The following is an 18,247-nucleotide window of genomic DNA, read 5'->3' on the forward strand; positions in this document are numbered from 1 at the left end:
GTCATCCTGAACTTGTTTCAGGATCTGCTAATCGTCGGCACCCGATGCTGAGTGTAATGAGGTTCTGACCTTCGTCAGAATGACGGTGGCGTTTTTTAAATACTTACTTCAGGTCAGCATTGACCTGTTTTAAACGCTAAAAATCAGTAAGATACACATATACTGAATGATTAACTAAATGCTTAAACACAGGCATTTAAACCTTAACAGTTCCATTATCCGAGCAATTAAGCCCACCTTAAAAAGTGGGCTTTTTTATTGGCGTCAGAGGTGCATATGCGCGTTTTTAACTTATTAGATATGTCGAAGGTGCCATTACCTGACACCATTACTGAGCTGGATTTCGAGCAAAAGCTATCACAGCTAAAGCAAAAACTGCTGGAGCAATACCCACAGTACAAAGACGCACTTTCCTTAGAGTCGGAACCTATGTTGGTGTTGCTTGAAATGATGTCATATCAACAAACGCTGTTCGATAGCAAATTAAATAACGCCATTAAAGGCAGTATGTTAGCAAGCGCCACAGGGAATGACTTAGAGGCGATTGCGGCAAGGTACAATTTAGCTAGACAAGCCGATGAATCGGATGAGCGTTTTCGCCGTCGTATTCAAATGGTGTTTGAAGGGTTAAATACCGCAGGCAGTAAGCAAGCCTATCAATTTCATGCTTTGTCGGCAGACTCGCGGGTAAAAGACGTGTACGTAACCAGCCCAGAGCCTTGTGATATTCACCTAACTATTTTAAGCCACGAGAAAGATGGGGTGCCATCAACTGATTTGATGAATACTTTACATCAACACTTTGGATTAACCATCGATGGCAACATTGCCAAAGAGGCGTCAAAAGTACGCCCGCTTGGCGATAGAGTGACAATCTCTGGCCCACAGCTAAAGCGTTTTGATTTAGAGGTGTCGATAAATATTGCACCGGGGCCTGCTGCATCGGCAGTAGAGCAAACGGTCAAAGCTGCGCTTGCTCAGTATCTAGCAAAACAAAGTTTGTTAGGTAGAGATATAAATCAAATGGGGCTGTTTGCAGCGCTTAATCAGCCGGGGGTTGAAAGCGGGCAAATTATCAGCCCATCAGAGGATATTGTGGTGGCGGCCGATGAGGTTGCACTGTGCGAGCGCATAAAAGTAAATACCCATGTGGCTTTGGGGGAGTAAATGGATAACTTTGCTAACTTGCCCAAGTTACTGCCCAGTAATGCCAGTAAATTACTACACGCACTTACGCAGTTATTAACTTATCCAGAGCAAACTCAGTTACTTTACGATATTTGGCATCCACAAAAGTGCCCAGCACAGTTATTACCATGGCTGGCTTGGTCACTGTCGGTGGATGACTGGAATGATGCGTGGAGCGAAAAAAACAAGCGCCAAGTAATTGCTGATGCATTTGAAGTACACCGTTACAAGGCTACCCCGTACGCACTCAAAAAAGCTCTCGATAGTTTGGGCATTGAAACTGATATTCAAGAGTGGTGGCAAAGCGAAGGTGCACAACGGGGCACAGTGCTGGTACAGGCGCTAGTGAATCAAAACCTCGATACCAACGCGCAAGGTTTGCTTACCAAAGCGATGCTAGCGCAGGTTAAACGTATTGTAGATACCGCCAAGCGTGCATCGGTGCACGTTGAAGTGCAATTAGGCATTTCGTTGAAAGAGCAATTTGCAACCGGGTTGTTTAGTGGTGCAGGGATTGGACTTGCCCGCAAGGATGGGGCATTTAACGGCGTGCATCCCGATGATGGCACGCTGTTTTCTGGTGCTGTGTTGGGCGCAAAAATTGGCGTGGGTGCAAGTGATAAACAGGCACAGTTTGAGGGCGTTAGGCCCAACAGCGCAAATGGATTTTTAACCGCAGGTTTAGGTGCCAAGGCAGGCATTACTGCGATTGATAAACAGGCGCAGTTAACAGGCATTACCCCTCCAAGCTCAAAAGCTTCATTGGGGGCAGCCCTTGGTGGCAACAGCGCCATTGCAAGTTGCGAATATCAGGCTGCGTGGTTAGGGGTAAAACCTGAACCTGGGGCAATCTCTCAAGGCATTGCCGCACTGCTAACACGCATTCAATTTAATCATTTAACGTTACAAGGAGCGACTTAATGTCTGCATTAACCTTGCAGTTTACTCAAGCGGGACTAAACGCCTTGCTCAGTGCTACACAGCGTGGCTTTAAAGGCAAAATTAGCCATATGGCTTTTGGTGATGCCGCTTACACACCAAGCAAAACACAAACAGCCCTAAAAGGCGAAAAAGAGCGCGTTGCTATAGTTGATACCGATTACAGCGATGGTGAAACCAGCGAGCTAAAAATTGCCGCTAAGTTTGATGCGCCATTGGAGTACGCCATTCGTGAAATTGGCGTCTTTATCGAATCGCCTGATCACAGCGGTGAGGGCGAGCCTGAGCTGATCTTATTGGGCGTGTACTCACAAGAAAACACCACACTGGGTTATCGCACTCCAGATGTAAAGGTGTTGCAGTGGCTTACTTTGTCTTTAGCACAAATTCCATCCAATAGTGTTGAAGTAAAAGTAGGGGTTGACAACCTCAATATCATTGTGGATAGAGAGCTGGCCGATATGGCACTAGTACAGCTCAACACCATGCAAAGGCAAATTGAACAAGAGCTGCGTTTAGTGGCTTTAGAGCAAGCTCAATAATTAAGGAGTTTTCATGTCAGAAAAAACAATGACGCAGCGCTTAACCGATGTAGTGACCGCTGCGGATAATTTAACCCAAACGGTGCAAGACCAAATTGGTCAGATTAACAGTACTGTATCGACCAAAATGGGTGAGGTTAACAGTGTAATTACGCAAGCAAATCAAGATATTGATAAAGCAATAATGGAGCTTGGAAATAGTCATGCAAATCAGATTATTAGCTACTATGACCGCGTTCTGCATACAAAAGCGTCATTAGAGCCCACTATTGATCCCAATGATGAAACACAAACACAGTGGATTAAAGTACCCGTTACAAATACAGGGTATCTTACATATCCAGCGCCGCTGAAGTTGACCAAAGTTCATACTGTCAATGTTTATTCGTCAGAACCTGGATACTATGAAGAGCCAGAAAAGTATGTTAACGACTGGTCTCGTTCATTTGTAGAGTTCATATTGGCTAACACTGAAGCGACCAGTGAGCAAATTAACGAAGAAATAGCAGCTAAGAATTTAACGATACAGGGTACTGGAGGTTGGTGGGATGGTGCCAGAGTATATGATATTAACTCTATAAAAATTTCAGGTCTTGATCCCTATAGTCAACTGTATGTGAGATTTAAGAATCAAGTCGTATCACCAAGGCAAGGCGAAGGTTTAAAGCCTCAGAATATCTTAGAGTTTGGTGGAAACAGCTTCTTCTCAATAGACCGAGTCGTTAATTATCCTGGAATTGAAGCCTAGGGGGCACTTATGGAATATAAACCTTTATCAGAACAAGCAATTTTAGAGCTTGAAAAGCAAGTTAAACGCGGTCAGATCAAAATCAACGTAGCGGATCATGACTCTTTACTAGGTACCGTGTCAGATACATGCCATATTTTATTGGTGGAATTTGCCAAGCTAACAACTAAGCTAGCAGAGGCGACTTCACTAGAAGAGGTGAAAAGTGCAGCATCTGAATCAAATTCAATAATTGGTCAGTTTGCTCAAAAAGTAGAGCAAGGGACTCTGACTTTTCCGTATCAGCAAAAAGGCATAGACAACGTCGTTCAAGAGATTGAAACTCGCGCTTTGGGTGTCAGTGAAATATTGGCAAAAGCATAGTTTAAGCTATCTAACTAACCCTCTTCGGGCACATCGTCCGCCGTTAATCCTCCAGCCATTGTTTATTTTAAAAGGCTGATCATTTATATCAGAGAATCACTATGAATCATCGCAGTACCCTAGTTGAAAAGGTGCTTGAGTACCTGACGTCTGGACTTCAAGGCATCGCACAGGTTGGTTTAATAAAACCGACAATGCCGTATCCAGACTTAACGCAAGTGGCGCAGCTTTGTGTCACGCTGATATCAGAACGTCAAGCCAGTGAGTTGCAAAGTACCGGTAGCGCGTCAGGCGTTACCTATGGGCCTACTTCAAACAAGAACTTAAGCCCAAATCCACTCGATAGACGAGTGCTAAAACTGCAACTAGACATCGAAGCGGAAGATGCCGATAGCATCGCGCTGCTAAAGCGTTTGGACACTGTGATTGAAACTGGTGAAGCCTTGATGCAGGCAGACGGTGTGCCCGTTCCTTGGCAGCATTTTGTGGCGCAAAATGCTGAGTTTGCTTTTACCAAGCAAAGCGACTCGATGATAGGCAAAACTAAGCTAATTTGGGAGTTTTACTATCAAGTTGAGCCGCCAGAAGAGCTACCTGGGCCTACTATTACCGATGTGTATTTAGGTCCACAAGGGGGCGTGCATCATCATGTGGCAACGGTAAATGCTGAGGGTGAAGTGGTGATAGCGGAGGTGAACAATGCTGGCTAATTCGCTGCAAAGTAATCTAGCACAGGCAGATATGCAAAATCGCTTAGCAAAGTTGATATCGCTTGGCACTGTGAATGAAGTGGATTACGAAACAGCCAAAGTACGAGTCAAAATTGGTGATTGGCTTACCACTTGGCTGCCTTGGCTAACCAATCAAGCGTTTAACGATTTAACTTGGCAAGCCCCTGAAGTGGGTGAGCAAGTGATGGTGTTGGCACCCTGCGGTGATTTAGCCCAAGGCGTGGTACTCGGCAGCATCTATCAAAAAGAGCACAACATCGACAAGGTAGTAAGCGATGTTGCCAAGGAAGAGCGTGTCAACGTGCAGCGCACCAAATACCAAGATGGTTCGCTGGTTGAGTACGACCGCAATAAACATCAATACTTAATTGACATCAAAGAAGACACCGCGGTAATCAAACTCAAATCAGCCAAAGACATTATCTTAGAGTGTGAGAACGACTTAAACGTGATTGTGAAAAACAACGCCAACGTCACTGTCACTGAAAATGCCAGTATCACGGTTGAAAATGGCGATGCCAACTTAACCACCAATACCGGGAGCATTTCTGTTACGGCAACCGATGCACTTAACCTCAAAGGTAAAGTGGTCAATATCGAGTCTACGGGTGGCAACGTGGCGGTAAAAGCGTCGGACGTACTAAAGCTCAACGGTAGTTCAATTAGTGCACAGGAGTAAGCTATGCCAGCAATTTCTCTTGATGGCCATTTAACTAATGTGCATGTGGGGTTTTTGCCCGGTACCGCCAGTGCCACTCAAGCTAGTTTTACGGTGGCAGGTAAACCGGCTTTACGGGTAGGTGACCCAATTAGTACCCACAGTATGATTGCAGACCCAAAAACCAAGCATATCGGTAAAAAAATCGCACAAGGCGCGGGCACTTTTACTATCGCGGGAAAAGCAGTGGCTCGCATAGGTGATGCAACCAATTGCGGTGGTGCAATGGCTCTGGGTGAGGGCAGTTTTACTGTGGGCGGTTAACAAAAGGAAGCGCAATGATAGGTATGAACGCACAAACGGGTCGACCGCTTTCAGGGGTTGACCATCTAAAACAAAGTATTCGTGACATAGTGACGACGCCGCTCGGTAGTCGAGTTATGCGCCGTGACTATGGCTGTGGTTTATTCGATTTACTCGACAGACCATTTTCTACCTCGTTGGTGGGGGATATTACCCTCGCCATTTCTGAAGGGCTTGAAAAATGGGAACCACGCTTTCGTTTGGAATCGGTTGCCGTGCATCCTGCAGGCAGCGGTAAATTATCTATTGATATAAATGGCCTGTATTTAATTAACGGCGAACCCGTATTAATCGAAGGCATTCAAGTTTAATACCTAAGGTATAACGACAAGCAAACTGGGCTTAATCCCCCAATTATTTTTTAAATCTTAAACCACGCTTTGCGTGGTTTTTTTGTTTCTAACTGACATACCCTTAAAGGAGAATCATATGTCACAATTTCTACATGGTGTAGAGGTGATCGAGGCGCAATCAGGCACTCGTCCAATCAAAACAGTAAAAAGCTCAGTAATTGGTGTTATCGGTACAGCGCCAGCTGCAGATGCTGAAAAATTCCCACTTAATACACCTGTATTAATTGCAGGTAAACGTGCTGAAGCAGCGCCTTTAGGTGCTGAAGGTACACTTCCAGCAGCAATGGATGGTATTTTTGACCAAGCTGGTGCAGTAGTTGTAGTGGTACGTGTTGAAGGTGCTGATGAGGCTGCAATCATGTCTAACATGGTTGGTGGTGTTGCCGCGGATGGCTCTTATGAAGGTGTACATGCTTTCTTGGGTGCAGAGTCTGTACTTGGTGTAACACCTCGTATTTTAGTCGCACCAGGTTATGCACATCAGCGTCCAGCAGGTGAAGCAAACGCAGTTGTTAAAGAGATGGTGTCGGTCGCTGAACGTTTACGTGCAGTTATCATTGCTGATGGTCCAAATACAACCGATGAAGATGCGAAAGCATACCGTGCAGACTTTGGTTCACGTCGCGTATTCGTTGTTGACCCAGCGGTTAAAGTATTTAAAGACGGTCAGTCTGTTGTTGAACCTGCCAGTGCACGTGTTGCTGGTATGATTGCGAAATCTGACAACGATAGAGGTTTTTGGTGGAGTCCAAGTAATACCAATATGAATGGTATTGTGGGTACAGCTCGTCCAATTGACTTCCAATTAGGCGACTCAAATGCGCGTGCTAACCTACTGAATGAAAAAGAAGTAGCGACCATTATCCGTCAAAACGGCTTTAAGCTTTGGGGTAACCGCACGTGTTCTGACGACCCTAAATGGGCATTCCTTTCAGTGGTACGTACAGCGGATATGATTAACGACTCACTGCTACGTGCACATATGTGGGCGGTTGACCGTAACATCACAAAAACTTACATCGAAGATGTAACGCAAAGCGTTCAGTCTTACCTTGATAGCTTAAAAGCACAAGGTGCGATTTTAGGTGGCCAGATTTGGGCTGACGAAGACCTAAATACACCTGAAAACATCCAAGCAGGTAAAGTGTTCTTCAGCTTTGACTTTACACCACCAACGCCTGCTGAGCACATCACCTTCAAGAGCATTCTTACCAACAACTACCTAGAGGAAATCGTATAATGGCAATGTCTCCTAAAATCTTAAAAAAATTCAAGTTATTCGTTGATGGTAAAGGCTACCTAGGTATTGCTGACGAAATCACACTACCAAAAGTAACGGTTAAAACTCGCGAAGTAACCTCAGGCTTCCAAGCGCCAATTGAGCTTGATGTAGGTCAGCTTGAAAAGCTTGAAGGCTCAGTAACGTTACTTGAGTACAACGCTGACATGATGAAGCTACTAGGCGACTGGAGTGGTAAAACAACACCACTTACAGCGCGTGGTGCAATTCAAGCACAAGGCGAAGAGCCAGTACCAGTTAAAGTTACACTTGAAGGCTTCTTCAAAGAAGTTGAAATGGGTAATTGGAAAGATGGCGAAGAAGCAAAACTAACGCTTCAATACGCGGTTCAAAAGTACAAACTTGAAATTGGTCAAGACGTTATCTACGACATCGACCTATACAACGATACACGTATCATCAACGGTAAAGATCAAATGGCACTTCTACGTGCTGCAATTGGAGCGTAATACATTATGACAGATATCATTAAACTGAACTTCCCAGTAACGATCGACGCGCATGAGTATGCAACGCTTACAATGAGACGACCAAAAGTACGTGACCGTTTAATGGTGGACAAAACAGACTTGAGTGAGTCAGAAAGCGAAATTCGCTACTTCTCAAATCTGTGCGAGGTTTCTCCAGATGTGATTGAAGAATTAGACTGGAGTGACTTTGTCAAATTACGCGAGAAGCTACAGGCTTTTCTCGTATCCCGCCCAAGCGCTTAAAAGCAATGGTTATTGCCCTCGCTAAATATACTGGGTGGGGCTTAAACGAGTTAAACGCGCTGACCGAACCTGAGCTGTGCGAATGGTTTGAGGCAGCCGTAGACTACAAACAATCGACTGAGGCGGGTTAATCCCGCCTTTTTTGTAGCGCAAATCACATTACTTTGAGTGTGATTCGCGCTACAAAAATAAACACCACGCCTGTTTGTGCTAGCCAAATCTCCTTTGGTTTTAAGGCACTTCCAATACAGGCACGTCGCTCATTTCTTTGTATTTCCTAGGTATTGCTATGAAAAATCAGGACGCTTCTGATCAAATTCGCCCCCAAGCTGCGGGCGCTTCAACTGAGCAGGGAACTGCCCAAAACAAAGTGAAAAATAAGCTGCCAAACGTTCAGCCATATGAAGACATTAGCGTCAGTGCCGAAGTACTCGGGCAGGTAATTGCGCAACTTCAAAATGAAGCACTTGCGTTTGACACTAAGCCGCTGGAATCATTACTTGGCCTGTTATCTCAATTTAACGTTAATGAACTTTTGGCAAGCCACGTTACGCAGTTGCGTGCGCATTTGTTGGATCTCAACGCAACGCTTGCTGAACAAACCAGTGCATTCCCTCAAGGAAAAGGTCCTCAAGGAGCCGATCTGCTAGGTGAAGGCCATCAAGAACAAGCACCAACCGTTGCTTTAGCACAGCGCCCTGCAAGCACTGGTAGCGCTACAATTGAAAGCAGCTTGTTGAGTACACAAGAGTCGGCAGTGCGACAATTGGATGCACAAAGTGTGATGCGCGACAGCCTATCATCGGTGCAGTTCAGCACGGCGAATTTGCTCAATGCCATTGATGTTTCATCGCTCGACGAAAGCTTTACGCAACTAAATTGGTCTATCGGCGCGGTTGAAAACGCCATACTTGGACTCGGTAAAGATTTACCTAAAGTTTTTGAACAAAGTGTTGGTAATGCCATTCGCGGCTTACTTAACACGGTAGCCAGTTTAAAAGTGGTTAACGTTAAAACGGTTCAACAGCAGCTAACAATAAATAACCAATTTACGGCAAAACTAAAAGGCAATCAGGCAGAGCCTGATAAAAATAAAATTGGTTTGTCTGATACGCTGCAAAGCGCAGCGCCGTCGGTCAGTGCATTAGAGCCAAAAGCTGAAAAACAGCAGGCCCCATCGCAAGTAAAGCGTAAGGGTACACATGGTAACGCCACAAAGCATAACGGTAAAAAAGGCAATAAGCGTTCAGTACCTTCGGCATTAAACGCGACTAAGCGAAAGCAAAGCAAAGCTAAAAATGTAGATGCAGGTAACTACAAACAGCCAGCTGCAAAGCAAGTTAGTGCGTTAAATCAATTGGATTTACAAAGTGTTGCAGCAGGGGATTTGTCATCGCTGATTGACCTTGCGCCCGACATTTTAGAAGCGGCCAATCTGAAAGGTCCTGCAAAGGCATTAAAAACCGCATTACCAGCACTTAAACAGCTGGATATGCAAGGTATCGCCAGTGGTGATATTTCATCCTTGCTGGATGCTGCGCCGGGCTTAATGGAAGCGGCCAATTTAAAAGGTCCTGCAAAGGCATTAAAAACCGCGTTACCGGCACTTAAGCAGCTCGATATGCAAGGTATCGCCAGTGGTGATATTTCATCCTTGCTGGATGCTGCGCCGGGCTTAATGGAAGCGGCTAATCTAAAAGGTCCAGCAAAGGCATTAAAAACTGCATTACCGGCACTTAAACAGCTCGATATGCAAGGTATTGCCAGTGGTGATATTTCATCATTGCTGGATGCTGCGCCGGGCTTAATGGAAGCCGCCAACTTTAAAGGCCCTGCCAAGGCGTTACAAAGCGCATTACCAGCGTTAAAACAGCTTGATATGAAAGGGATCATGGAGGGCGATTTACAGTCCTTGGTGAAAGCAGGTCCTGATCTGCTTAACTCTTTTGGGTTTAGTGATGCGGCGTCTGTGTTTAAAAAGCATGGCGCAGCCATTGGTAAACTCGACTTTAAGGGTATTTTGAACGGTGATTTATCATCGGTAGGTGATGCCGCGACGGAGTTTTTATCATCGCTTGGTGATGATGAACAACCATCACAAAAGCAGCAGAAGAAAAAGCCAGCCAAAAATCGCAAAGGTAAGCGTCGCGGCGGTAAACGCAATCAAGCGCAATATCGCAGCAACAACAAGCCGTGGGCTAAAGAAGGCCGAGATGTTACGCAAGCGAAGCCAAAAGCAAAGGTTAAAGTGGCAAAACCTGCGCTTAAAGTATTGGATGGTGGCTTAAATGAGCAGCCTCGTAAGCAGTCATCAAAAACGTCAAATAAGTTATCAACAAAGCAGCCGGTTAAACAAACCAGTAAGCTAAAGCTTGGTCAAAGTGGCGCTGCCAATGACCCTATTTTTGGCAAGATGAATAAACCTAAGTTTAAAGCGGGTGGTTTATTTAAGAGCATAGCGCGCAGCCCAATTGCAAAAACACTCGGCCGATTTACTGGTCCATTGCGTAGCATCATGGGCGCGGCTGATGTTGCTTCCACTTTGTCAGATGACAGTCTCAGCAAACGTGAAAAGTCTCAGCAAATTGGCACTGCGGCGGGTGGCGTCGGTGGTGCCATGGCGGGTGCCGCGGCGGGCGCAGCCATTGGCTCCATCATTCCGGGCGTTGGTACCCTAATTGGTGGTGCGATTGGTGGAGCAATCGGCTCGTTTGGTGGTGAGTCACTGGGTGGATTTTTAGGCGACTGGTTTGGTAGCAAGATTGACGACGAAGCGCCAGCCTCTCCAGAGACAAGTAATACAACGGATAGTGTGGCGCAAGGCACGCAAAGCCAACCTGCGTCTTTAGCCAATGCCCAACCTTTGAGTATCGGCAAAGTAGATCAAACGCTGGGTCGAACCGCAGCGAATGACGCCATTGTTAAGTCAGTGGTCAGTAATACACAGCAAACAAATCAGGATAACAATCAAACGCTTAGCTCGCAGGTGCAAAGCACATCGAGTCAGAGTACTTCAAATAAAAGTACGTCAGTGACAAGTACAGCCAATAATTCGGCGCAATCACAATCTGCCAGTACTTCAAATACATTTGGCAGTATTTTGAGCTTAGCGAGTAATGTGCTCGGCCCTATGGGTGCCATCACGGGCACGATTATGGCGACGCAGCCCAACGCCAATAAGTCGGGCAGTAAAATGAGCAAAGTGGCCAATGCCACTGGTGCTTTAGGCCATGCAGTGAACGGTTTAAGCATACTCAATACGACCAATAACGACGCTTTATCAGCCAAAGAAAAAGCACAGAGCATCGGAGAAACACGCGGTGGCTGGGTGGCGGGTGAGCTAATCAGCCGCACTTTAGGCAAGTCTAAAAATCCGGTATTGGCAGCAGCCGCACCGATGTTGAGTTTTTTCGGTGGCGGTGCAGTTAGCAAAGCAGTTGGCGGTGTTAGCGGTTGGTTTAGTGAAAAAGTACTGGGTAAAGAACAAGCGAATGCCAAACCAGCCTCAGAGCTTGCGGCTAAATCGCCAGATGCGGCTGTATTGTCATCAAAACTTGAGAATGATCCAAATGCATTGCATGAAATAACCAAGCGCGAGCCAAAGTCGACATCTTCACAACCAAATGTAAATAGCAGTGTGACGGTAAACGCCAACATTACGGTAAACGCCACGCCAGAAATGTCGGCCATTGATATTGCCGAACAAATTAAACAAGTGCTAGAGCAGAAACAGCAACAAGCACAGCGCGATATGCGCCTGAGATACATTGACGAGGTAGCCTAATGGCAAAAGTAAGTAGCGCATCGCACATGATGCAACTGGGGGATTACAAATTCTCGGTAAGCAGTGCGGCTTTTAGTAAATTAAGTTACGAGACGGAATATCGCTGGAAGACCCAAGAATCGCAAACCGAAAAAAATAGCCCAGTTCAACAATTTATCGGGGTTGGCAGGCAAAGTATCAACCTTGACGGCACTATCTATCCACAGCTGGTAGAGGGGGGTCTTGTGCAGGTTGATAAAATGCGAGCAGAGGCTGCCAAAGGTAAGCCTCTCACATTGGGGTACGTAGAAAAAAGCGGTAACTCGAGTCCATCTGTTGGCCGAGTGATGGGCAAATGGATCATCAAGTCGATAAATGAAGAACGTAAGTTGTTTTTAAACGACGGTATACCACGAGAAATTCAATTCCAAATGACCTTAGAGAGCTATGACGGCAATACTAAGTAAAAAGGAGAATAAAATGAATGGTGTCACCTATATCACCCGCGATGGCGACTGCTTAGACAACATTTGCTGGCGTCATTATGGACGCAGCAGCGACATGGTCGAAATGGTGCTGGAAGCCAATCATGGCTTGGCTGAACTTGGCGCGATTTATAAAGAGAATATCGAAATATTTTTACCAGAAGTGATTGAAAAGCCAATTGCACAAAACGTGATTAATATTTGGGACTGAGGTACAGACAATGGACAGTTCAGCTAAGAATATTCAGCCCCAGTTTTCGATTAAAACCAATGGTAAAGAAGTTGCTAAACGATTGGTTGACCGTATTGTTGATGTACGAGTGAGCTTGAAAACGGGGCTGATGAGTGACAGTTGTTATGTGCGCTTTGACAACTTAGAGCCTGCGCCTATCAAAGTGTCAAAACCGACCGACACCGTTGAAATTGCTATGGGTTATAAAGAAGGAAACGAAGACAAAACTGCCACCTTACAACCTTTAGGACTTTTTGAAGTGGGGGAGACCAGTTTAAGTGGTCCCCATCGCTCTATGGAGTTGTTTGGTAACAAGCTATTTTGGCACACCACGCTAAAAACGCCGAAACAACGTTCTTGGCCAGAGGATCCTAAAAAGCCAAAAAAACTGGGTGAACTGGTGTCTGATATAGCTGGTGAACATGGCTTAGACCCACGTGTTGGTGATGTTTTTAAAAACATTGAGCTACCGCATATTGAGCAAAATGAGAGTGATGCGCAATTGTTGAGTATGTTGGCTGAACAGTTTGATGCCATTGTGAAAATTGCCTATGACAAGCTGATTTTTATGGCGCGAGGTACGGGCAAGTCACTCTCTGGTAAGTCGTTAACAGAAGTCGAAGTCAGTAATTTGCACATACTTGATTGGCAGTATGAGCAAGGTGCTTATCGCCAAATTGGTGAAGTAACCGCGTTTTATCATGATTTTGAAACGGCAACACGCACGCCTGTTAAGGAAGGTGAGGGCAGCCCCGCCTTGGTATTGCCCTATGTGTATGCTGACGAAGCGACCGCTAAACGGGCTGCCAAAGCGAAACACAACCGGCAAAAGCGAGCAACCAAAACACTGGCCTTGTCTATGATTGGCGATGCAAAGATTGTCGCCGGTGCGGTTATCAATGTGGTTGATAAGTCTACAACTGAAAAAAATAAAGTAGACCAGATCCTTGGAAAATGGTTTGTCTCAGAAGTTGAGCATCAAATTAACTATCAAGGCTTTCGCTCTCATTTATTATGCGAGCAGCTAGCCTGAGCTTTTCACGCTGACAATCCAAAATTTAATTAAATTAATCAAACAATTAATTCCTATCCAGTAACTGCTGTGTGGGCTTTTCCTTCTTCTTTAATCCTACCAACGATTCCTTTCTCCAACTAAGGCCACCCTATGCTTAGCGTAGGCTCTGGCCTCCTTCCACTACTCAATACTACACTCGCCCTTTTGTGCGTTTGCTTTATCACTACTGTAAGAGATACACAGGTTTGAAAACTCCCCCGAAGCAATTGTTTTACCATCTTGTTGATAAGTAAACTTAAATGGCCATAAAATGCCTTTTACAGCTCGATAATCCATTTCATGACCAACTCCGCCATCATCGTAAAACAGTTTAAGGATTTTTTTACGTTTCTCATCCACTAAGATACTAAAAGGCTCTACTAATGGCGCTTCGATTCGATAGATAAACTGGCTTGGTTCATAACTATATTGACGATATAGCTTAGTCTGCGGCTGTTTTAGTAAATCAATAAAGTTCTGTCTTAGTCTTTTTATCTCATTCTTTACTTCACTCGTACTTAGGCGTTCTGTTGTGTGGTTCGAGAGGTTGATTTTTTCACCTGATTTTGCGTTTATTTCATAGCGAACCCCTTGTCTTACACTTGTTAGTCTAAATGGCTGGTAGCGAACATAAACCCGTTCGCTACTTTTTGTACCGTTGATCTCAAGCGTTACCGTATAAGAAAATGCAGTGATGTCTTTGACGCTCGAGTGATGAGATAGCAAGTTAAGCTTTTTTGGTGCGAAGTGCGCTTGATACCAGTTATCAGGAAAAGCACTTTTTGTACTCACTTTGTGAATGTTAAATAAAGCATAACCTGGCTCTGGACGGTTACTACTATAGTACAGCCACTTTGCATCCACAGAGAATTGTGGGGTGATCTCATGATGTGCTGAATTAACATCACCCTTTAATTTGATTGGCGCGCTCCACTTTCCCTTATGGTGGCGGCTTGCGTACAAGTCTGCATGATTCGATGATTTAGTCGTTTGCCAAAATACGGCAACTTTTCCGTCTGGTGAAAATGTGATGTCGCTACGCGCCGTAACATGCTTATCGATAGGTATGCTATTGAACGGTTCGGTTTTTTTAGCTGACTCGTTATTTACCATAATTTTATACTGGCCATTTTCAATTTGAGTGAAAAAGAGTTTGTCATTATGGCGCTCTGGCCCAAGCGCATCGTTATCTAAATTGATGTGCATTAATAGCGGTGCGATATCTTGCGCCAAACCTTGTTTTAACGTTGCTTGCCAGAGGTTTAAATGCCGACTTGTGGCATCACCATTTAAAGGTCTATCGGTGACAAAATAAAGGTGTTTTCCATTAGGGGCATACATGGGGTCGGTATACTTAAACTGGTTAGGACCAAGTTTTAGTTCAATAGGATGAGTAAATTCACCCTCATTCGAGCGTGAGTATTGTATGACTTTGGCGTTACTAAAATGGTTGTCTGAGCGGGCCAAAACAACACGATTATATTTGGGGTGAAAGTTGAGGTTATAATCACTCTTATCACTTGATAGAGCTTCAACTATCTGAGCATAAACGGTCAATGGTGAGCAGATAATAGCGAGTAATAGCAACAAACATTTCATTGTTTTTCCCCTTGAGCTGCTAAGTTTTTATACACTTTGCCTTGCTTCATAACAAAATTCACTTGTTCCAATTCGGCGATGTTTGCCAGAGGATTAGCACTGATAGCGATGATATCTGCTGCAAACCCATTTTTTAGCTGGCCTAAAGAGTCGCTTAACCCTAACATTTTGGCACTAACCAGAGTTGACGAGCGAATGGCATCAATTTCTGACATGCCATATTTGACCATATGGCTGAATTGTTTCGCATTTTGTCCATGTGGGAAAATAGCGGCGTCCGTTCCAAAAACAATATTTGCACCACGTTTATAGGCATTGCTAAAGCTGTCTCGTTGACGTTTTCCTACTAACTTTTCTTTTTCGATGGACTCTGGTAATGCGCCATTGTCTTTTGCATGTTGCAAAATATAGTCACTAACAAAAACATCCATGCTCAAATAGGTTTGGTTTTTTATGGCCAATTCAATGGCCTTTTCAGATAAGAAGCTCGCATGTTCTATAGAATCAATGCCTGCTGTTATGGCATTAATGATGGATTTTTCACCATGGGCGTGAGCCGCAACGATAATACCTCTTCTGTGAGCTTCTTCACGAATAGCGCTCATTTCATCAATGGTATATTGTTCATCACTGACTTGAGTGCCTTTAGACATTACCCCTCCACTGGCACAGACTTTTATCGTGTTAGCACCATATTTAATGGCTTCTCTTACTTTGGCTACGGCTTGCCAAGGGCCATCAGCCACACCATGTGCACTCACGCCATAATGCGGAGCAAGTAAATTGTTGTCACAATGACCACCTGTACTACCTATAGCTGGTCCACTTGTAAATAGCCTCGGACCAATAATATCTCCATCATCAATTGCTTGTTTTAGGGCTATATCACTATAACCGAATGCCCCCATATTTCTTACGGTTGTAAACCCCGCCATTAGTGTGGCGTTGGCATGTTTAGCTCCGTATAATGCAGCGCGTGGGGCAGAAATACTTAACCCTTTATAGCCAAAACGCGTTGGGGAAAAGGTTAAATGAACATGCATGTCCATCAATCCCGGTAGTAAAGTTTGCCCTGTCAAATCGATTACATTTGCTGCCTTAGCTAAGTTTCTTTTGCCGAAGTAAACACCTGAAATGTGCTGATCCGTCACTTCAATGATGGGGTTAGGTCGTAACTCTCCTGAGACGACATCGAGTAAATAGCTGGCTTTAATGTAAGTGGATTGTGCTTGCACCGAAGTTGCCAGTAATATTAAAAGCAATAAAAAAGAAGTCTTGTAAATAGTTATATTCATACTTAATCTGATTCTGTGTTGCGTAAGTTATGCTTTAAAAAGCTTAGGTGTGTACTGCAAACAGCAGTCACGCGTTATGAAATGTTGAAGCTATGCTTGGTAGCTTTGAATTGCTTGAAATACGTTTGAATATTTTTGAATAATTTTAAATATCAAAATAAATCAATTGGTTAATATCTTGGTTGAACTGAATGTGAAGTACTTAAAAGCAGGAGATCTATATCTCAACTGCGAATCTAAACAGGTTTTTTTTAATGAACAACGTATAGAGCTACCCACACTATCGTACAAGTTGTTATTTGAATTAATGGCCGCATGGCCAGAAACGCTGACCCAAGATGAGTTGATTGCGCGTGTTTGGGGCAGTCTTCATGTACAAAATACAACATTAAGTCAAAGAGTTAAGTTATTAAGGCAGTCACTTAAAGCGGTATCTGACGATCTAGTATTTATAGAGGTTGAACGCAGCAATGGGTACCGTTTTGCACGCGAAGTACAGCGCTGTAATGTATTACCAAACCATAATGGAGCATTGAATTTATTGCGGGTAAAGCGACCGTGGATACTAACATGCTTTTTCATGTGTGTACTTGCAGCTGCTGTTTTGATCATAGCTCGCTCGTCAAAAGATGAAACAGCTGAGATTCAACAGGCAGCGCGTCATTTACATGTATTACCATTTGAAGCTGATAAACAAAGTATAAATATCAAATATTTAATTGATCCGTTAAAGTATGAGTTAGTTAATTTACTCGGCGAGCTCAAAGGGCTTCAGATCAACCGTAGTCGCGTAATAAAAGAGCAGCATAGTAATGGACGACGCTATACGGTGTCTGGCAAAGTCAGTGGTAGAGACAATTTTGTCGTGGTTGATATAGAGCTGACGCTGCAGCAGGAAATAATTTTTGTAAAACAGTATCAGACAAATCGAAATTCACTATATTTTTTAAAGTTTGATATCGCAAAAGATTTGCTTGCACATTTACCTGCTGTGCAGCAACCCACGTTTATATCTCAGCCGGCAAAAGCAAATGTGTTAAATCCGCAAGCATATGATTTGTTTTTAAAGGCCATGAATTACTTTTATCGTGGCAATATCGAGTCAAACCGCATTGCCAGTGAGTTAGTCGCTCAAGCTTACCAGATATCAAATCAATGCTTTGATATTATTCAAGGTTATAGTCAGGTATTAAATGAGGCGTTGTTACTCGGTGCGAATGTTGACGAAAAAAAGCTTAATAGTCTCATAGATAAGTTAACCGAGTTGTATCCAAAACACCCTGCAGGGTATATCGAACTCGGTAAATATTATTACTTAACAGGTGAACTGACACAGGCGCGTATGGTATTTGAAGGTGTGCTTATACAGCACCCTGAACACATCCGAGCACTCAAAGGATTAGCATGGGTTTTAATAGAGCAGGGCGGATTATCATTGGCAGATAAGCATGTGGAGCAGATCACTATTTTTGAGCCTTATTCCATGGAGCCAGCTTTAATGAGGGCTGGTATTGCGCTCAAGCAAGGTAACTTAAACGAGGCAACGCGGCAATATAAGCGCATTCTTGCAGTTGAGCCTGACAATGTAATGGCACTAAATGGCATTACGCGGTTGTTGCTCACAAGCGCTGATATAGAACAAGCCAAGCAACAAAATAAGAAGACTTTGGGTTACTCCCCAAATGATGCATATGCCCTTTACTATCAGTCTGTTATTGATATCTTTGAGCAGCACTACGCGCAGGTTCAAACGACCGCTAAACGACGTTTGCAAACTATTAGTAATGTGCGCCTAGTGAGCAAATACCAAAGGTTACTAGGACTAATTGAGCAGTTAGAATCTAGTGGTCAGCCGCCGTCTACAAGCATGATATTCCAAGATAACTCTTTATAAGCGGCTCGTAGCGGCGCATTTTGTTTA

General features: G+C 44.1%; 19 protein-coding genes. 17 read left to right on the plus strand and 2 right to left on the minus strand.

What is annotated here, in order from left to right; all coding sequences use genetic code 11:
- Positions 1–276: 276 nt before the first annotated feature.
- From HC733_RS03195 to HC733_RS03270, 16 genes are all read left to right on the plus strand, one after another.
- Positions 277–1,167, plus strand: coding sequence for a baseplate assembly protein (locus HC733_RS03195; RefSeq protein ID WP_190363616.1), 891 nt, complete (start codon positions 277–279; stop codon positions 1,165–1,167).
- A complete protein-coding gene (locus HC733_RS03200) occupies positions 1,168–2,109 on the plus strand; it encodes a phage tail protein I (protein ID WP_190363617.1) in 942 nt (313 codons plus the stop codon).
- Positions 2,109–2,669 carry a phage tail-collar fiber domain-containing protein gene (locus HC733_RS03205; RefSeq protein ID WP_152086234.1) on the plus strand — a complete coding sequence of 187 codons (561 nt, stop codon included), beginning with the start codon at positions 2,109–2,111 and terminating at the stop codon, positions 2,667–2,669. Before HC733_RS03200 ends, HC733_RS03205 begins: the two co-directional genes overlap by 1 nt.
- 13 nt (positions 2,670–2,682) lie before the next feature.
- The gene (locus HC733_RS03210) at positions 2,683–3,417 is read left to right on the plus strand and encodes a hypothetical protein (protein WP_190363618.1); all 735 of its coding nucleotides are present in this window, start codon (positions 2,683–2,685) and stop codon (positions 3,415–3,417) included.
- A gap of 9 nt (positions 3,418–3,426) precedes the next feature.
- Positions 3,427–3,780, plus strand: coding sequence for a hypothetical protein (locus HC733_RS03215; RefSeq protein ID WP_190363619.1), 354 nt, complete (start codon positions 3,427–3,429; stop codon positions 3,778–3,780).
- Between the two features lie 101 nt (positions 3,781–3,881).
- Positions 3,882–4,490 (plus strand): hypothetical protein, encoded by a 609-nt coding sequence (locus tag HC733_RS03220; protein WP_190363620.1) that lies wholly within the window; start codon positions 3,882–3,884, stop codon positions 4,488–4,490.
- Entirely contained in the window at positions 4,480–5,190 is a 711-nt protein-coding gene (locus HC733_RS03225; protein ID WP_190363621.1) for a phage baseplate assembly protein V, read from the plus strand. Before HC733_RS03220 ends, HC733_RS03225 begins: the two co-directional genes overlap by 11 nt.
- 3 nt (positions 5,191–5,193) lie before the next feature.
- Positions 5,194–5,493, plus strand: coding sequence for a PAAR domain-containing protein (locus HC733_RS03230; protein WP_190363622.1), 300 nt, complete (start codon positions 5,194–5,196; stop codon positions 5,491–5,493).
- A gap of 14 nt (positions 5,494–5,507) precedes the next feature.
- On the plus strand, positions 5,508–5,843 hold the full coding sequence (locus tag HC733_RS03235; RefSeq protein ID WP_190363623.1) for a GPW/gp25 family protein: 336 nt from the start codon (positions 5,508–5,510) through the stop codon (positions 5,841–5,843).
- Between the two features lie 118 nt (positions 5,844–5,961).
- Entirely contained in the window at positions 5,962–7,125 is a 1,164-nt protein-coding gene (locus HC733_RS03240) for a phage tail sheath subtilisin-like domain-containing protein (protein WP_190363624.1), read from the plus strand.
- On the plus strand, positions 7,125–7,634 hold the full coding sequence (locus tag HC733_RS03245; protein WP_152086226.1) for a phage major tail tube protein: 510 nt from the start codon (positions 7,125–7,127) through the stop codon (positions 7,632–7,634). The genes HC733_RS03240 and HC733_RS03245 overlap by 1 nt, the downstream gene beginning before the upstream one ends.
- 6 nt (positions 7,635–7,640) lie before the next feature.
- A complete protein-coding gene (locus HC733_RS03250; RefSeq protein WP_190363625.1) occupies positions 7,641–7,898 on the plus strand; it encodes a phage tail assembly protein in 258 nt (85 codons plus the stop codon).
- Positions 7,899–8,187: 289 nt separating this feature from the next.
- Positions 8,188–11,682: a hypothetical protein gene (locus HC733_RS03255; RefSeq protein WP_190363626.1), complete on the plus strand. Its 3,495-nt coding sequence runs from the start codon at positions 8,188–8,190 to the stop codon at positions 11,680–11,682.
- Positions 11,682–12,128 (plus strand): phage tail protein, encoded by a 447-nt coding sequence (locus HC733_RS03260; RefSeq protein WP_190363627.1) that lies wholly within the window; start codon positions 11,682–11,684, stop codon positions 12,126–12,128. The genes HC733_RS03255 and HC733_RS03260 overlap by 1 nt, the downstream gene beginning before the upstream one ends.
- Before the next feature lie 13 nt (positions 12,129–12,141).
- Positions 12,142–12,357 carry a tail protein X gene (locus HC733_RS03265; RefSeq protein WP_171624904.1) on the plus strand — a complete coding sequence of 72 codons (216 nt, stop codon included), beginning with the start codon at positions 12,142–12,144 and terminating at the stop codon, positions 12,355–12,357.
- Positions 12,358–12,367: 10 nt separating this feature from the next.
- Positions 12,368–13,411 (plus strand): phage late control D family protein, encoded by a 1,044-nt coding sequence (locus HC733_RS03270; RefSeq protein ID WP_190363628.1) that lies wholly within the window; start codon positions 12,368–12,370, stop codon positions 13,409–13,411.
- A 162-nt stretch (positions 13,412–13,573) separates the two neighbouring features.
- Here HC733_RS03270 and HC733_RS03275 read toward each other — a convergent pair whose 3' ends face one another.
- Positions 13,574–15,031 (minus strand): TolB family protein, encoded by a 1,458-nt coding sequence (locus HC733_RS03275; RefSeq protein WP_190363629.1) that lies wholly within the window; start codon positions 15,029–15,031, stop codon positions 13,574–13,576.
- Positions 15,028–16,326, minus strand: coding sequence for a Xaa-Pro dipeptidase (locus tag HC733_RS03280; protein WP_190363630.1), 1,299 nt, complete (start codon positions 16,324–16,326; stop codon positions 15,028–15,030). The genes HC733_RS03275 and HC733_RS03280 overlap by 4 nt, the downstream gene beginning before the upstream one ends.
- Positions 16,327–16,519: 193 nt before the next feature.
- On the opposite strand from HC733_RS03280, the gene HC733_RS03285 reads away from it, so the two are divergent.
- Complete coding sequence (locus HC733_RS03285; RefSeq protein ID WP_190363631.1) at positions 16,520–18,220, plus strand: tetratricopeptide repeat protein; 1,701 nt, start codon at positions 16,520–16,522, stop codon at positions 18,218–18,220.
- Positions 18,221–18,247: the final 27 nt, after the last annotated feature.

This window comes from Pseudoalteromonas sp. S16_S37 (genome assembly GCF_014694405.1).
Taxonomy (GTDB): domain Bacteria; phylum Pseudomonadota; class Gammaproteobacteria; order Enterobacterales; family Alteromonadaceae; genus Pseudoalteromonas.

Bases quoted from the DNA above. Each gene is read 5' to 3' on its own strand.
- HC733_RS03195 (WP_190363616.1), top strand. From the start codon at position 277: ATGCGCGTTTTTAACTTATTAGATATGTCGAAGGTGCCATTACCTGAC.
- HC733_RS03200 (WP_190363617.1), top strand. From the start codon at position 1,168: ATGGATAACTTTGCTAACTTGCCCAAGTTACTGCCCAGTAATGCCAGT.
- HC733_RS03205 (WP_152086234.1), top strand. From the start codon at position 2,109: ATGTCTGCATTAACCTTGCAGTTTACTCAAGCGGGACTAAACGCCTTG.
- HC733_RS03210 (WP_190363618.1), top strand. From the start codon at position 2,683: ATGTCAGAAAAAACAATGACGCAGCGCTTAACCGATGTAGTGACCGCT.
- HC733_RS03215 (WP_190363619.1), top strand. From the start codon at position 3,427: ATGGAATATAAACCTTTATCAGAACAAGCAATTTTAGAGCTTGAAAAG.
- HC733_RS03220 (WP_190363620.1), top strand. From the start codon at position 3,882: ATGAATCATCGCAGTACCCTAGTTGAAAAGGTGCTTGAGTACCTGACG.
- HC733_RS03225 (WP_190363621.1), top strand. From the start codon at position 4,480: ATGCTGGCTAATTCGCTGCAAAGTAATCTAGCACAGGCAGATATGCAA.
- HC733_RS03230 (WP_190363622.1), top strand. From the start codon at position 5,194: ATGCCAGCAATTTCTCTTGATGGCCATTTAACTAATGTGCATGTGGGG.
- HC733_RS03235 (WP_190363623.1), top strand. From the start codon at position 5,508: ATGATAGGTATGAACGCACAAACGGGTCGACCGCTTTCAGGGGTTGAC.
- HC733_RS03240 (WP_190363624.1), top strand. From the start codon at position 5,962: ATGTCACAATTTCTACATGGTGTAGAGGTGATCGAGGCGCAATCAGGC.
- HC733_RS03245 (WP_152086226.1), top strand. From the start codon at position 7,125: ATGGCAATGTCTCCTAAAATCTTAAAAAAATTCAAGTTATTCGTTGAT.
- HC733_RS03250 (WP_190363625.1), top strand. From the start codon at position 7,641: ATGACAGATATCATTAAACTGAACTTCCCAGTAACGATCGACGCGCAT.
- HC733_RS03255 (WP_190363626.1), top strand. From the start codon at position 8,188: ATGAAAAATCAGGACGCTTCTGATCAAATTCGCCCCCAAGCTGCGGGC.
- HC733_RS03260 (WP_190363627.1), top strand. From the start codon at position 11,682: ATGGCAAAAGTAAGTAGCGCATCGCACATGATGCAACTGGGGGATTAC.
- HC733_RS03265 (WP_171624904.1), top strand. From the start codon at position 12,142: ATGAATGGTGTCACCTATATCACCCGCGATGGCGACTGCTTAGACAAC.
- HC733_RS03270 (WP_190363628.1), top strand. From the start codon at position 12,368: ATGGACAGTTCAGCTAAGAATATTCAGCCCCAGTTTTCGATTAAAACC.
- HC733_RS03275 (WP_190363629.1), bottom strand. From the start codon at position 15,031: ATGAAATGTTTGTTGCTATTACTCGCTATTATCTGCTCACCATTGACC.
- HC733_RS03280 (WP_190363630.1), bottom strand. From the start codon at position 16,326: ATGAATATAACTATTTACAAGACTTCTTTTTTATTGCTTTTAATATTA.